Source organism: Lysobacter sp. ESA13C (assembly GCF_019970005.1).
Classification (GTDB): Bacteria; Pseudomonadota; Gammaproteobacteria; order Xanthomonadales; family Xanthomonadaceae; genus Lysobacter; species Lysobacter antibioticus_B.
Window position 1 is genome coordinate 70,586 of record NZ_JAHXYK010000002.1, and the last position, 15,411, is coordinate 85,996.

Consider the following 15,411-nt stretch of genomic DNA (forward strand, 5'->3'; position numbering starts at 1 on the left):
GCAGCTCGCCGGCGGTGCCTGGGGCATCGCCAAGCAGAATCCGATGCACTCGGGTGCTTAGCTCAGCGGTAGAGCGTCTCCTTTACACGGAGAGGGTCGGGGGTTCGAAACCCTCAGCACCCACCAGTCTCGCTGGTCTTTCTGCCAAGACGTCATCCGAAAGATGAAGTCAGGCAAGACACACGAGTCAGGATTCGGTTGAAAGAGTTCAAAACGCGGAGTGGTAGTTCAGTCGGTTAGAATGCTGGCCTGTCACGCCGGAGGTCGCGGGTTCGAGTCCCGTCCACTCCGCCAGTTTTGCCAAAGGCGCCGGGAACGGCGCCTTTGTTTTATATAAGTGAGAGCATTCGTTTTTTGCGCGATCGCGGCGCGGCGGATGCGGAAGTTTCAAAACGCGGAGTGGTAGTTCAGTCGGTTAGAATGCTGGCCTGTCACGCCGGAGGTCGCGGGTTCGAGTCCCGTCCACTCCGCCAGTTTTGCGAAGGCGCCGGAAACGGCGCCTTTTTTTATGCCTGCGATTCGGGCGCAGCCTGCGGCCGCGCCCCCCCGCCGGCCTCGCCGCCACAGCCACGGCCACGGCCGGCATCCGCCGTCGTCCTGCAGCAGGTCGGCCCGCAGCGGGGCCCGCCTGCAGCGGAACCGCTCGCGCAGCCGCCGTTTTTCGCGCCGCAGCATCCGGCCCGGCCCGTCCGCAGCCCGTCCGCCGGCCCCGGCCGTCCGCCCGGAATGGGACCGTCGTCGCCCCATCCGCCTGGGGACCGGAACCGCGCTAAACTGTCCGGCTTACGACTGAACGCGACTCGGACATGCTGCAGACACTTCGCGACAAGACCTCGGGCTGGATCGCCACCGTGATCCTCGGCTTGCTGATCATTCCCTTCGCCTTCGTCGGCATCGAGCAATACCTCGTGCAGCGCGTCGACAGCTCGGTCGCGCGGATCGACATGGCCCCGTCGTGGTGGCGTTCGGCGCCGTCGTGGTGGCCGGCCTCGATGCTGTGGAAGCACGAGTCGATCGACGCACAGGAATTCAATACGCGCTTCCAGCAAGAACGCGATCGCCGCCGCGCCGCCGAAGGCGAAGCCTTCGATGCGCGCGAGTTCGAGAAGCCCGAGAGCAAGCGCGCGATACTGGAAACGCTGATCGACGAGCGCGTGCGCAAGCTCGCCGCCGAAGTCGACGGCCTGGCGGTCAGCGATGCGCTGGTCATCAAGACCATCCAGGCGGTCCCGGAATTCCAGGACAGCACCGGCAAGTTCAACCAGGAGCGCTACGTGCTCGGCCTGCAGATGCGCCAGCCGGCGCAGACGCCGACCGAGTTCGAGCAGTTCGTGCGCGCCCGCCTCATGGAAACCCTGCTGACCGGCGGTATCGGCCAGAGCAACTTCCTTACCCACGCCGAAATCGACCGCCTGATCAAGCTCATGGGCGAACGCCGCGACGTCAGCCTGGTGATGCTGCCGCCGCCGACCCCGGACACCGCCGAGGTCAGCGCCGCCGACATCCAGAAGTGGTACGACGGCCACGCCAAGGATTTCCGCGCGCCCGAGAGCGTCAACCTCGAATACGTCGAGATCAACGGCGCGACCCTGCCGCCGCCGCCGCTGCCGACCGAGAAGGCGCTGCAGGACCGTTACGAGGCTGAGAAGAGCCGCTTCATCGCCCAGGAACAGCGCCTGATCTCGCACATCCAGGTCAACGTCGCCTCCGGCTCCGATGCCGCGGCGCAGAAGGCCGCCGAGCAGAAGGCCGCGCAGCTCGCGACGCAGGCCAAGGCCGCCGGCGCCGATTTCGCCGCGATCGCCCGCGCCAACAGCGACGACCTCGGCTCCAAGGCCGCCGGCGGCGAGCTGGGCTGGGTCAGCAAGGGCGACATCCCGGGCGCGTTCGAAGACGCCGCGTTCAAGCTCAAGGTCGGCGAGATCAGTGCGCCGGTGAAGGACGACAGCGGCTGGCACGTGATCGTGGTGCGCGAGGTCAAGAGCGGCGAGCAACAGCCGTTCGCGCTGGTCCGCGACGCGCTGCTGCGCGAAGAGACCGAAACCAGCCGCGAGCGCAACTTCAACGACTTCTCGGCCAAGCTGGTCGACCTGGTCTACAAGAACCCGACCTCGCTCGACGGTCCGGCCAAGGCGATGAACCTGCCGGTGCAGAAGGTCGGCCCGGTCACCCGCGATGCCGCGGCCAACGGCCAGGGCATCGGCGCCCACCCGGCGGTGATCCGCGCCGCGTTCTCGGATGCGCGCCTGCAGGACAACACGGTCAGCGATCCGATCGAGATCGGCCAGGAGCACAGCGTGCTGATCCGCGTCGTCTCGCATACGCCGGAACGCGCGCTGCCGCTGGCCCAGGTCCGCGACAAGGTGATCGCCGCGGTGCGCACCGATCGCGGCATCAAGGCCGCGCAGAAGGAAGCCGATGCGCTGGTCGCGCGCATCAACGGCGGCGAAGCGATCGCCGCGGTGGCCGCTTCCAAGCAGCTGACGGCCCCGGAAACGATCCCGGACGTCGCCCGCGGCATGCCGCTGCCGACCCCGGAAGTCAGCGAAGCGATCTTCGCCCTCAAGGCGCCGGCCGAAGGCAAGGTCGCCGCCGGCAAGTCGGCGCTCGCCGACGGCCGCGTGGTCCTGTTCGCGGTCAACAAGGTCAAGCCGGGCAGCAAGTCGGAAATCCCGGCCGCCCAGCTCGACATGCTGCGCACGCAGATCTCGCAGATGGGCGGTTACGAAGAAAGCCGCGAACTGACCACGGCGCTGCGCAAGCGCGTGCAGATCAAGGTGATCGAAGAAAACCTGCGCTGATCCTTGGCGCTGCGGAAACTCGAAGGCCCGGCATTGCCGGGCCTTCTTTATTTGCGGCCGAGTTTGCGACCGACCGGATTCGCTATCGCCGGGCCGCGCATCGCGACGCCGGTGCACGGCGCCGCGATGCGCGCAGGGCTGTTAGCCCACGCTCACAAGGGACCGCGTTCCCAGGGGCCGGTGATCGCGAAGGTGATGCCCGGCGACTGCATGTTGACGAACAAGGTGCGCGCGGCCGGGTCCCAGCAGGCGCCGCAGAATTCGCTGTCGCGGTAATCGCCTTCGGCGACGTGCTTGCCGGCGTTGGCGATCTGGGTCGAGGTCAGCTCGGCGTTGTTCTTGCACAGATAGAACGATTCGCCGCCGCGGGTCAGACCGACCAGGCGCGTGCCCGGGCCGTACTCGTCGGGGCTGCCGGCCGGCGCCGCATCCGGGTCTTCGCACAGCACCACGCCACCGCGCGCGTTGACGGTGATGTTGTCGGGATTGTGCGCGGCGAGCTGGTGGCTGCTGACGAACAGCGCGCGCATGCGCTGGGTGAACAGGTCCAGCACCCACACCGCGCCGTTGCCGCGTCCCTTGCGGCCCTGGGCGTCGGTGCCGTTGCTGGTGTCGACGATGAACAACTTGCCGTAGCTGTACCAGATGCCTTCGCCGCGGCTCATGCGCAGGCCGCCTTCGCTCCAGGCCTGGGCGAACGGGCCGCTGAGGGTGTCGCCGGCGCCGATGTCGGGGAAACCGCTCGGTGCGGCGATCGAGTCCAAATCCGGATCCGGGATGTCGACCCATTCGAGTTGGTATTCGGCGCCGATACTGACGGCGGTGAGGTCGGCGTTGGGCTTGCCGCGCACACGCGCGGCCTGCAGGCGGCCGCCGTGTTCGAGCGAGCCGTGGCAGCCGGCGCGGCGGTTCGGAATGAAGCGATAGAAGCCGGACTTGTTGCGGTCGTCTTCGGTCAGATAGACGATGCCGGTGCGCGGATCGATCGCCACCGCCTCGTGGCTGAAGCGGCCCATCTCGACGATCGGGCGGCCGCTGGTGCGTTCGCTGCGCGGGTCGACCTCGAACACGTAGCCGTGCTTGTGGCCGGTGCTGGAGACCGCGTTGCTCTTGATCTCCTCGCAGCTCAGCCAGGTGCCCCACGGGGTCGGGCCGCCGGCGCAATTGACCAGGGTGCCGCCGAGGCTCGGTTCGACGCCGCGCCATTCGTCGCCGTGGCGGCCTTCGCCGGAGCGATAGCGCAAGGTGGTGGTGCCGCCGCCGGGCTGGCCGCCGCTGACGGTGCCGGTGTCGTACATGCCCGGCGCGCGGATCGGGGTGGAGCCGGCGCCGCGTTCGTGGTTGCGGATCAGGATCAGTTCGCTGCGGCCGTGGCCGCGGCCGTGCGGATGCTGGCCGCCGCGATGCGTGGCGACCACGGCCATGCCGTCGTGACGGTCCGGGCAGACCTGGCCATCGTCCATGCGGTCGCCGCTCCAGGCGAACGAGCGATAGCTGAAGCCGCGCGGCAACTGCAGCAAGGGCAGGCCGGTGCTGAGGTCGGCGACCGGCGCCAGCGCGCCGTAGCGGCTCGGGACGGGGGAAAGCCGGGTCGGATCGGTCGCAGCGGCGGCCTGACGCGTGTACAGCGCGCTCAGACTGCCCATCGCGCCGATCGCCATGGCGGCGGCGCTGCTCTTGATGACCTGGCGGCGGGAGGGATCGAAAGCATCCATCGTAGAAACTCCTGCGGGGCTGGGGTGGGGCGGGGGAACCCTGCACGCTAGCCCGGTGCGGTAACCGGAATATGACAATGCCGCTGCGACCCCGGCGGGGCCGCGCACGCTTGGCTACCATGCGCGCATGAAAAGCAGACTGATCGCCGTCGGCGAACGAGCGCCGCGCTGGGTCGCGGAAGGATTCGGCGAGTACCAGAAACGTCTTTCGCATTGGTTGCCGCTGGACTTGGTCGAGATCGAGCCGGGCCTGCGCGGCAAGGGCCGCGATGCCGTGCGTGCGACCCAGGACGAAGGCGCGCGGGTGATCGCCGCGCTGCCGAAGAACGCCTGCGTGGTCGCATTGGAAGGGCGCGGGCGCCTGTGGACCTCGGAGCAACTCGCGCAGCGGCTGGAGCATTGGCGCGGCCAGGGCCGCGACCTGGCGTTCCTGATCGGCGGCCCGGAAGGGCATGCGCCCGAGGTGCTGGCGCGCGCCGACGAACAATGGTCGCTGGGGCCGCTGACCTTGCCGCATATGCTGGTGCGGCTGGTCGCCGCCGAGCAGTTGTACCGGGCCGCCGCGCTGTTGGCGAACCATCCTTATCACCGCGCCTGAGCGGTGGGTTCGATCGCGGGCCGTTGCGGCCGGATCATTTCATCGAGGGCGCGCCTGGCCCCGGATCAACCGACGGCTCGCGCAACAAAGCTTGCGCGCAAAAAAAGCCCGGGCGATGAGCCCGGGCTTCGGTTCGGCGCGTCGTTCGAGAATTATTGATCCAGCTTGAACTCGATCGGCACGCGGCCGCGCGCCTGCACCGGTTGGCCGTTGCTCATCGCCGGCTGGAAGGTCCAGCGGTTCAGCACGACCTTGCGCGCGGCCTGGTCGAGCAGGCGATGGCCGCTGCTGCGCACGATGCTGACGTCGATCGGCTTGCCGTCGATGCCGACCAGGATCTCCAGCTCGACCACCCCGGTCAGGCCTTCGCGCACCGCCTGCGGCGGATAGCTCGGCGGCGGGTTCTTCAGGCTTTGCAGGACCGCGCCGGTCAGGGTCTGCGGCCCCAGGTCGATCTGCGGCGTGGCCCGGGCGACGGTCTCGGCGCCGGCGAAGTCGAGCGGCTGCGGGTCGGGGTTGTCGACCACGACCGGCGGGGCTTCGACCGGCTGGACCTGCGGCTGGGGCTGGACGATGGGTTGCTGCTGCTGTGGCCTCCGGACGACCTCGACCAGTCTCGGCGGCGGCGGCGGTTCGACGCGCTGGGTAGGCCTGGGAATGAATTCCGGGATCACCGGTTCTTCGGGCGACACCAGCAAACGCGGCGCGCTCAGCGGGACCAGCATCAACATCAGCATCGCCGCGTTGAAGGCGATGGCGCCGGCGTTGGCGGCGATGCGGGTGCCGTCCAATGGCGTGTGGGAGTGAGAGGGAATCGCGCGAACCATGAGCTACCTCCTTGGCTTGTCTGACATCACTGACAACGTTCGGATACCGCCGGCGGGGTTGAGCTTGAAACCGATGTCGCGTCACAAAAATGCGCCGGCCGATTTGCGGATGCAAGCGCTTCTCGTTTGCGACTTTGGTCGGCCTGCGGCGCACTCGACGGCCACCGGCGACACCCGCAGACGAGGGCGGTGCTTGAAAAATCGCCGGGTTTTTTCGCTTCGGCGCAGCGTTCGCCGCGCCGGCCCGCGGCCCACCCGCGAACGATGGATGCTGAATGGACGGCAACGTCGCCGTGGCGGGCATGCGCTTGGCCACTTGCCGGCCTGCATTCGTCGATGCCGCCGCGCGCAAGAAACAAGAAGGCCCGCTTGCGCGGGCCTTCCTGGTGTCTACGGCTCGGGAGCCCGGCTCAACGGTCGGTCGGGTCCGGGCCGCTCTCGGGTTCGCGCTGCAGCCCGCCCTCGTCTGGGTTCGGCGGCTTGCGCGGATGCGGCTGGCGCGCGTCGTCGGGATTGCGCGGCTGCGGTTCCGGGTAGCCGGGGGAGCGGCCCGGCTTCGGATCCGGCGCCGGCGGCGCGGTCTTGGTCGGGCCGGCCATGCTTACTTGCCCAGCTCGAAGACGACGTCGAGGGTCATCGACAAGGCGTTCTCGCCCGGCGCGATCGGCGTGTCGGCCGACGCCTTTTCCATCCGGCCCATGGCCATCATCGGCATCGGCATCGGCGGTCCGAAGCGCCCGCTCTCGCTGACGCTGACGATGCGGCGGACCTTCATGCCCAGGGTCTTGGCGTACATCTCGGCGCGGGCCTGGGCCTTCTCGATGGCGCTGCGGCGGGCTTCGTCGTAGGCGACGTCCTTTTCCTTGTCGTCGATATCGAAGCTGGGGCCGTTGATCTGGTTGGCGCCGGTGGCGACCAGGGCGTCGAGGATCTTGCCGAGCTTGGACAGGTCGCGCACGACGATGTTGACGTTGTTGTTGGCCTGGTAGCCGGTGATGACCGGCGGCTGGTTCTCGGCGTAGCGGTACTGCGGGTTGAGGTTGATGCCGCCGGTTTGGACGTCGCGGTCGGCGATGCCGGCGGCCTTGATCGCGGCCACGACCTTGCTCATCTGCTCGGCGTTGGCGCGCATCGCGGCATTGGCGTCGGCGGCCTGGGTGACCACGCCGGTCGACAAGGTGGCGATGTTCGGCGTGCGGCGCGCCTCGGCCTGGGCCGACACCGACAGCAGGGTGCCGTCGCTGGCGACGTAGGCGGGCGCGGTCTGGGCTTGGGCGGTCATGGCGGTTGCGGCTCCGAAGGCGAGGAAAGCGGCGAGCGCCAGCGGGCGCAACGAAAGGCGGGCGAAAGACTGTGGCGACGACCGGGTCATGTGGTGCTCCTTGAAGGACGAGGGGTAGGGTCTTGCTGAACTGGTGAACGAACCGTGATTCGTTACGGGGTTTGCGCGGCTCGTCGTCGGCTGGCGCTCAGTCAGCGCGGGTTATGCTTTCCGTATGCTCTATCTTGCCTCCAAGTCGCCGCGGCGACGCGAATTGCTGACCCGCCTCGGCCTGGAATTCGGCGTACTCGATCTCGACGTGCCCGAACACCGCCAGCCCAACGAACCGGCGCAGGAGTACGTCCGCCGGGTCGCCCGCGAGAAAGCCGGCGCCGGCCTGTTGCAGGTGCTCGGCAATCCGACCGCGCTGGTGCTGGGGTCCGACACCGAGGTCGTGCTCGACGACGAGGTGTTCGGCAAGCCGCGCGATGCCGACGATGCCGCGGCGATGCTGCGCAAGCTGTCGGGGCGCACCCACCAGGTGATTTCGGCGGTGTCGCTGGTCTCGCGCTCGCGCGAGGCGCAGGCGCTGTCGGTCTCGCAGGTCAGCTTCGCCGAGCTCGATGAGGCGACGATCGCGCGTTATGTCGCCAGCGGCGAGCCCGAGGGCAAGGCCGGCGCCTATGCGATCCAGGGCGGCGCCGAGGTCTTCGTACGGCATCTGGCCGGCAGTTATTCGGGGGTGATGGGGTTGCCGCTGCACGAGACGGCGCGGCTGCTGCGGGAGTTCGGCGTCGGCGGCTAGGCCGCCGCGCTTACGTTCGACCGCGCTGCACCGCGTTCTTTCCATCCGACGTTCGCCTGACTTGGGACCCACCCTGCCTCATGACTGAAGAAATCCTGGTCAACGTCACTCCGCGCGAAACCCGCGTCGCCGTCGTCGAGAACGGCATGCTGCAGGAGCTGCACATCGAGCGCGGCTGGCGCCGCGGCGTGGTCGGCAACATCTACAAGGGCAAGGTCCAGCGGGTGATGCCGGGCATGCAGGCGGCGTTCGTCGAGATCGGCCTGGAGCGCGCGGCGTTCCTGCACGCGGCCGACATCGTCAAGCACAACCCGGTCGGCGAAGGCGAGGGCGACGAAGCGCCGCTGCCGCCGACGCCGACCCGGCCGATCGCCGAGTTGCTGCGCGAAGGCCAGGAAATCATCGTCCAGGTGGTCAAGGACCCGATCGGCAGCAAGGGCGCGCGCCTGACCACCCAGCTCAGTATTCCCTCGCGTTATCTGGTGCTGCTGCCGCGCACCCGCGTGGTCGGGGTGTCGGCGCGGATCGAGGACGAGGGCGAGCGTGCGCGGCTGAAGTCGCTGGTCACGACCCTGGCCCCGGCCGGCGACAACCACGGCTACATCGTGCGCACCAATGCCGAGAGCCAGCCCGAGGAAGCCCTGGCCGAGGACATCGGCTATCTGAGCCGGGCCTGGGCCCTGATCGCCGAGAAATCGCAGAGCTCGAAAGTCGGCGAACGCGTTTACGAAGACCTGAGCCTGCCGCTGCGCGCGGTGCGCGACCTGATCCGCCGCGACGTCGAGAAGGTCAAGGTCGACTCGCGCGAGACCTGCGAGCGCCTGCGCAGCTTCGCCGCGCAGTACATGCCGGGGCTGGCCGAGAAGATCGAGCACTACACCGGCGCGCGGCCGATCTTCGACCTGTACGGGGTCGAGGACGAGATCCAGCGCGCGCTCGACAAGGAAGTGCCGCTGAAGTCCGGCGGCTATCTGGTCATCGACCAGACCGAGGCGATGACGACGATCGACGTCAACACCGGTTCCTTCCTGGGTCAACGCAATCTCGAGGAGACCGTTTACCGGACCAATCTCGAGGCGGCGCAGTCGGTCGCCCGGCAACTGCGGCTGCGCAACCTGGGCGGCATCATCATCATCGACTTCATCGACATGACCGACCTGGAGCATCGCCGCCAGGTGCTGCGCCAGTTGGAAAAGGCGCTGACCCGCGATCACGCCAAGACCACGGTCTACGAATTCTCGCCGCTGGGCCTGGTGGAGATGACCCGCAAGCGCACCACCGAGAGCCTGGAACGCCAGCTCAGCGAGGCCTGCCACGAATGCGGCGGCCGCGGCACCTTGAAGACGCCGGAGACGGTGACCTACGAGATCTTCCGCGAGATCGTCCGCCAGGTGCGCCAGTTCGATGCCGCGCGTTTGCTGGTCATCGCATCGCCGAAGGTGGTCGCGCGGATCACCGACGAAGAATCGGCGGCGGTGGCGGAGCTGGAGGAATTCCTCGGCAAGTCGATCCGCTTCCAGGCCGAGGACCAGTACGCGCAGGAGCAGTTCGATGTGGTTTTGCTCTGAAGCCGGGAATCGGGAATCGGGATTCGGGATTCGTAACAGCGAAGCCCGGCTTTTGATTTTCCGATTCCCGAATCCCCATTCCCGATTCCCGTCGGGCGCGCGCGGAGCGCGGGCCTGATGCCTACCCCGCTGCGCCGCCGCTTGCGCATGGCCCGTCGTGGCGCCTTCTATGGCGTCGCGATCGTGCTCGTGCTGGTGGCGGTGCTGTTGGGTGCGGCGAGCCAGGTCCTGCCCTTGGCCGAAAGCCATCCGGACCGCGTCGCGGCCTGGTTGAGCCAGCGCGCCGGGCGGCCGGTGGCGTTCGACAAGGTCGAGACGCAGTGGACGCGGCGCGGCCCCTTGCTGCGCCTGGATGGATTACGCATCGGCGAGGGCAGCCAGGCCTTCACCATCGGCGATGCCGAAATGCTGGTCTCGGTGTACGCCGGGCTGCTGCCGGGGCAATCGTTCTCGGAACTGCGCCTCAAGGGCCTCGACCTGACCCTGGAGCGCAGCGACGACGGCCGTTGGAAAGTGCGCGGTCTGCCCGGCCAGCAGGACACGCGCCAGCGCGATCCGCTGTCGGCGCTCGAAGGCCTGGGCGAACTGCAGGTCATCGATGGCCGGCTTGCGGTGATCGCGCCTTCGCTCGGCATCGATGCGCGGGTGCCGAAGATCGACCTGCGTCTGCGCGTCGACGGCAAGCGCGTGCGCGCCGGCGTCCGCGCCTGGCCTACGGTCGGCGTGGCCGGTGCGCCGTCGACGCCGCTCGATGCGGTGGTGGACTTCGATCGCGAGCGCGGCGACGGCCGCGCCTATGCCGGCGCCACCCGCGCCGACCTGACCGGCTGGTCGCCCTTGCTCAAGCTCGCCGGCATCCGGGTCGAGTCGGGCCAGGGCCGGGCCGAGGCCTGGGCGGAACTGCGCGACCACCGCGTCGCTTCGGTGACGGTGTCGGCTGCGCTCGACCGCGTCGGTCTGCGCGCCGAGCGTGCACAGCCAGGGACGAACACGGCTGCGGCCGCGGCACGCGTCGATTTCGAACACGTCGAAACCTTGTCGCACTGGCGCCTGGCCGATCACGGTTGGCGTTTCGACGCTTCCAAGCTGCGCATCGGCAGCGGCGAGGAAGTGCAGAAGCTCGACGGCCTCGCAGTCGCCGGCGGCGAGCATTACGCGCTGCGCGCCGAACGCATCGATGCCGGCCCGTTGATCGCGGTGGCCGCGCTCAGCGACGCCTTGCCGGAACGCTTGCGCAACTGGTTCGAAACCGCCAAGCCGCGGGCGTCGCTGCGTAATATCGCGCTCAACGGCCGCCGCGGCGGCCCGATGTTCGCGAGCGCGAGAATCGAAGCGCTCGGCTTCGACGCGGTCGGCGATGCGCCGGGTTTGCAGGGCCTGGCCGGCGGTTTCGAGGGCGATGCCGATGGTTTCACCCTCGACCTCGACGAAAACTCACCGATGCGCTTCGACTGGCCGCGCGGTTTCGGCGTGCCGCATACGGTCAAGCTACAGGGCCGCGTCGGCGGCTGGCGCGAAGGCGCGGGCTGGCGCGTGGGCACCACCGCGTTGCGCGTACGCGGCGACGATTTCGGTGTCAGCGCGCGCGGCGGTCTGTGGTGGCAGGGCGACGGCACGCGGCCGTGGATCGATATCGCCGCCGACATCGACCCGACCCAGGTTCCGGTCGCCAAGGGCTTCTGGATCCGCAACCGCATGTCGGCCAAGTTGGTGAACTGGCTCGACACCGCCCTGGTCGGCGGGCGCCTGAACAATGCGCGCGCGGTGATATCCGGCGACCTCGACGATTGGCCGTTCAATCGCAATAACGGCCTGTTCGAAGCCAGTGCCCGTCTCGACGATGCGGTGGTGAAGTTCCAGCCGGAATGGCCGGCGGTCGAAGGCCTGGACGCCGAGGTGCGTTTCGTCGCCGACGGCTTCAGCGTCGAAGGCAGCGGCCGCATCGCCGGTGTCGGCGTGCGCAAGGTCGGCGCCGGAATCGATCACTACAAGGACGGCCATCTGCGCGTGCAGGCCGAAGCCGCGGCGGATGCGGCGCAGTTGCAGGCGCTGCTCAAGCAAAGCCCGCTGCGCAAGGACCACGCCGACACGCTCGACAATCTGCGCGCCAGCGGCCCGGCGCGGGTCGGGTTCGAGATGCAGATGCCCTTGCAGCCGAACAGCATCACCCGCATCGCCGGCACGGTCGACCTGGACAACGCCAAGCTCGCCGATCCGCGCTGGAAGATCGCCTTCGAACAAGTACGCGGCCATGCCGAGTACGGCCGCGGCGGTTTCCGCGCCGAGGATCTCGCGGTGATGCACGAAGGCGCGCCGGGCAAGCTGTCGCTGCGCGCGGGCGACGAGTTCGTGCGCGATCGCGGCAACGTGTTCGAGGCCGGGCTCGATGTCGTGTCCGGCGCCGACGAGTTGATCGGGCGCGGTCCGGACGAGTTGGCCTGGTTGAAGTCCTATCTCGACGGGCGTTCGCTGTGGACGGTCGGGATTTCGATTCCAAGGGCTGCTCATGCCGCTCATGCCGCCGGCACGACGCCGAGGCCCGGCGTGTCCGCGCCGACGCCGACTCTGTTGCGTTTGCAGTCGAATTTGGTCGGTACCGCGCTGACTTTGCCGCCGCCGCTCGACAAGGCCGCCGCGGCGAGTCTGCCGGCGACCATCGAAACTCCGTTGCCGCTCGGCAGCGGCGATGTGCGCGTCGGCCTCGGCAACGTCCTGGCCTTGCGCGCACGCAGCGCCGCCGGCAAGACCGGCGTGCGCGTCGTGCTCGGTGCGAACCGCGTCGACGAAGCGCCGCCGGCCAGCGGCCTGATCGCCACCGGCCGCGCCGCGACGCTCGAGGCGATCGACTGGATCGCGATCGCGCATGGCGGCGGCAGCGGCGACGGCCTTGCGCTGCAGCGCATCGACGTCACCGCGCAGCATCTGCAATTGCTCGGCGGCAGTTTCCCCAACACGCGCGTGATCGTCGCGCCGGCGCCGCGCGGCGCGACCGCGGTGCGCGCCGAGGGCGCGGCGCTCGAAGGCGCGCTGCTGATTCCGGGCGGCGAGGGCGGCACCATCGCCGGGCGTTTCGCCCGCGTGCACTGGCGCACGCCGACCACGTCGCCATCGACGTCGGCGCCCGCGAGTGCGGCCGCAACCAACGCGACCGCCACGGCCGGCAGTGCGCCGGCGAGCGCGGCCGCGAACGCGGCGGCCGGCGGCGCCAACGCCATCGACCCGGCGAAGATCCCCGCGCTCGCGCTCGACATCACCGAACTGCGGGTCGGCGACGCCGCGCTCGGCAAGGCGATGATACGCACGCGGCCGACACCGGCCGGCCTGCGCATCGAACAACTGAGCACGCGCGCCGACAAACAGTCGCTCGACATCAGCGGCGACTGGACCGGCCGCGGCGCGGCGGCGCGCACCCATTTGAACGTCGCCCTCGACAGCGGCGACGTCGGCGCGTTGCTCGGCGGTTTCGGTTTCGCCGGCCAGATCGGTGGCGGCAAGGCCAAGGCCAAGCTCGATGCGGGTTGGCCGGGCAGCCCGGCGGCGTTCGCGCTGGGTTCGCTCGAAGGCAGCCTGAGCCTGGAGGCGCGTAACGGCCGCCTGATCGAGGTCGAGCCCGGCGCCGGCCGCGTGCTCGGCCTGCTCAGCATCGCCCAGTTGCCGCGCCGCCTGACCCTCGACTTCCGCGACCTGTTCTCGAAAGGCTTCGCCTTCGATCGCATCGACGGCACTGTGCGCTTCGGCAACGGCACCGCGCGCAGCGACAATCTGGTGATCGACGGTCCGGCCGCGGCGATCGCCATCCGCGGTGCGGCGGATCTGCGCGCGCAGCGCTACGACCAGACCATCGAAGTGCGGCCCAAGGCGGCCAATCTGCTGACCGCGTTCGGCGCGCTCGCGGCCGGCCCGGTCGGCGCGGCGATCGGTGCGGCGGCGAACGCGGTGCTGCAGAAACCGCTCGGCAGCCTGGCCTCGAAGACCTACCGGGTCACCGGGCCGTGGAAAGAGCCGAAGGTCGAGGTGGTGACGCGCGAGCAGACGCGTTTGACGCCGCCGGTCGCGCCGCCCGTCGCGCCACCGCCGGGCTGAACGGCGATTCACCCCGCACGCCAGCTCCGCCTCGGTTCGGCTGCGGCCCACCGCGCCAGAGCGGGCGATGGCGGGCGAGGGGGGCGAATCGGTTCGGCCCAAACCGGCCGAGCCCCGGCCGCAGCCGCTTGCGGCGGTTGATTGCGCCGGCCGGCGCCACCATTTCGGTTTCGACAACGGGGTTGCGACACGGTTTCCCGCGCCGCACCCGTCCACACTCGTCCGGGTGGCCGCGGACCGCGCCAAACCGCCGCCGCGCCGCCTAAGATGACCCTTCCACGTCCCCATGGTTCCGATATGACCCTTCCCCTGCAGATCGCCGAAAACCGCCTCTTGTTGCCCGCCGGGCTCGATGCCGGCGGCCTGGAGCGCAGCTTCGGCACCTTGCTCGGGCCGGGCATCGATTTCGGAGACCTGTATTTCCAGCATTCGCGCCGCGAGAGCTGGAGCGTCGAGGACGGCATCGTCAAGGACGGTTCGCATTCGATCGAGCAGGGCGTCGGCGTGCGCGCGATCAGCGGCGAGAAGACCGGCTTCGCCTATTCCGACGAGATCAACAGCGAGGCCTTGTTGGCGGCATCGAGGTCTGCGCGCGCGATCGCCCGCGACGGTCATGCGCAATCGGCGAAGACGCTGGTGCGCGGCGGCGGGCGTTCGCTGTACCCGAGCGAAGATCCGATCGACTCGATCGGCAACGAAACCAAGGTCGAGGCGCTGCGCCGTATCGACAAGCTGCTGCGCGCGGCCGACCCGCGGGTCAAGCAGGTCATCGTCAGCCTCAGCGGCGGCATCGACACGATCCTGGTGGCGCGCAGCGACGGTGTGCTCGCCGCCGACGTACGCCCGCTGGTGCGGCTCAACGTGCAGATCATCGTCGAACACAATGGCCGCCGCGAAAGCGGTTATGCCGGCGGCGGCGGCCGCTACAGTTACGCCGAACTGCTCGGCGGCGACAAGCCCGACCGGCTCGCGCGCGAAGCGCTGCGCCAGGCGCTGGTGAACCTGGAGGCGATCGATGCGCCGGCCGGGATCATGCCGGTCGTGCTCGGCCCGGGCTGGCCCGGCGTGTTGCTGCACGAAGCGGTCGGCCACGGCCTGGAAGGCGATTTCAACCGTAAGGGCACCTCGACTTATGCCGGCCGCATGGGCCAGCGCGTGGCCTCGCCCGGCGTGACCATCGTCGACGACGGCACCCTCGACGGCCGCCGCGGTTCGCTCAACATCGACGACGAAGGCACGCCGACCAACTGCACCACCTTGATCGAAGACGGCGTCCTGGTCGGCTACATGCAGGACACCCTCAATGCGCGCTTGATGGGCATGGCGCCGACCGGCAACGGCCGTCGCGAGTCTTTCGCCCATCTGCCGATGCCGCGCATGACCAACACCTACATGCTGGCCGGCCAGCACGATCCCGAAGAGATGATCCGCTCGGTCAAGAAGGGCCTGTACGCGGTCAACTTCGGCGGCGGCCAGGTCGACATCACCAGCGGCAAGTACGTGTTCTCGGCGACCGAGGCCTATCTGATCGAAGACGGCAAGGTCACCGCGCCGGTCAAGGGCGCGACCCTGATCGGCAACGGCCCGGAGACGATGCAGAAGGTGCGCATGATCGGCCACGATCTCGCGCTCGACGAAGGCGTCGGCGTGTGCGGCAAGGACGGGCAGAGCGTGCCGGTCGGCGTCGGCCAGCCCTCGCTGTTGATCGAAGGCCTGACGGTGGGTGGCACCAGCGCGTGATCGCGGCGGCAAG

Annotated in this window: 10 protein-coding genes and 3 tRNA genes; 9 read left to right on the forward strand and 4 right to left on the reverse strand. The window is 69.1% G+C overall.

Annotation, left to right across the window (positions count from 1 at the left end; translation table 11 throughout):
* The first annotated feature begins 51 nt into the window (after positions 1 to 51).
* The 4 genes from LC490_RS03575 to LC490_RS03590 all read left to right on the forward strand — a co-directional run bounded on the left by LC490_RS03575 (position 52) and on the right by LC490_RS03590 (position 2,801).
* A tRNA-Val gene (locus LC490_RS03575) sits at positions 52 to 126 on the forward strand.
* 91 nt (positions 127 to 217) lie between these two features.
* Positions 218 to 294, forward strand: a tRNA-Asp gene (locus tag LC490_RS03580).
* A gap of 102 nt (positions 295 to 396) precedes the next feature.
* Positions 397 to 473, forward strand: a tRNA-Asp gene (locus LC490_RS03585).
* 333 nt (positions 474 to 806) lie between these two features.
* Complete coding sequence (locus tag LC490_RS03590) at positions 807 to 2,801, forward strand: peptidyl-prolyl cis-trans isomerase (RefSeq protein ID WP_223619327.1); 1,995 nt, start codon at positions 807 to 809, stop codon at positions 2,799 to 2,801.
* Between the two features lie 152 nt (positions 2,802 to 2,953).
* Here the strand turns inward: LC490_RS03590 and LC490_RS03595 are convergent, their stop codons facing one another.
* Positions 2,954 to 4,516 (reverse strand): alkaline phosphatase PhoX, encoded by a 1,563-nt coding sequence (locus tag LC490_RS03595; RefSeq protein WP_223619328.1) that lies wholly within the window; start codon positions 4,514 to 4,516, stop codon positions 2,954 to 2,956.
* A 127-nt stretch (positions 4,517 to 4,643) separates the two neighbouring features.
* On the opposite strand from LC490_RS03595, the gene rlmH reads away from it, so the two are divergent.
* Positions 4,644 to 5,114, forward strand: coding sequence for a 23S rRNA (pseudouridine(1915)-N(3))-methyltransferase RlmH (rlmH, locus tag LC490_RS03600; protein WP_031372512.1), 471 nt, complete (start codon positions 4,644 to 4,646; stop codon positions 5,112 to 5,114).
* Positions 5,115 to 5,266: 152 nt separating this feature from the next.
* Here rlmH and LC490_RS03605 read toward each other — a convergent pair whose 3' ends face one another.
* The 3 genes from LC490_RS03605 to LC490_RS03615 form a co-directional block, all read right to left on the reverse strand.
* A complete protein-coding gene (locus tag LC490_RS03605) occupies positions 5,267 to 5,941 on the reverse strand; it encodes an energy transducer TonB (protein WP_223619329.1) in 675 nt (224 codons plus the stop codon).
* Positions 5,942 to 6,351: 410 nt separating this feature from the next.
* On the reverse strand, positions 6,352 to 6,540 hold the full coding sequence (locus LC490_RS03610; protein WP_223619330.1) for a hypothetical protein: 189 nt from the start codon (positions 6,538 to 6,540) through the stop codon (positions 6,352 to 6,354).
* A gap of 2 nt (positions 6,541 to 6,542) precedes the next feature.
* Entirely contained in the window at positions 6,543 to 7,313 is a 771-nt protein-coding gene (locus tag LC490_RS03615) for an SIMPL domain-containing protein (RefSeq protein ID WP_223619331.1), read from the reverse strand.
* 124 nt (positions 7,314 to 7,437) lie between these two features.
* On the opposite strand from LC490_RS03615, the gene LC490_RS03620 reads away from it, so the two are divergent.
* From LC490_RS03620 to tldD, 4 genes are all read left to right on the forward strand, one after another.
* Positions 7,438 to 8,007, forward strand: coding sequence for a Maf family nucleotide pyrophosphatase (locus LC490_RS03620; RefSeq protein ID WP_031372516.1), 570 nt, complete (start codon positions 7,438 to 7,440; stop codon positions 8,005 to 8,007).
* 80 nt (positions 8,008 to 8,087) lie between these two features.
* Positions 8,088 to 9,575, forward strand: a complete 1,488-nt coding sequence (gene rng / locus LC490_RS03625) for a ribonuclease G (RefSeq protein WP_031372517.1) — start codon at positions 8,088 to 8,090, stop codon at positions 9,573 to 9,575.
* Between the two features lie 117 nt (positions 9,576 to 9,692).
* The gene (locus LC490_RS03630) at positions 9,693 to 13,658 is read left to right on the forward strand and encodes a YhdP family protein (protein ID WP_223619332.1); all 3,966 of its coding nucleotides are present in this window, start codon (positions 9,693 to 9,695) and stop codon (positions 13,656 to 13,658) included.
* A 297-nt stretch (positions 13,659 to 13,955) separates the two neighbouring features.
* Positions 13,956 to 15,398, forward strand: coding sequence for a metalloprotease TldD (tldD, locus tag LC490_RS03635; RefSeq protein ID WP_031372519.1), 1,443 nt, complete (start codon positions 13,956 to 13,958; stop codon positions 15,396 to 15,398).
* Positions 15,399 to 15,411: the final 13 nt, after the last annotated feature.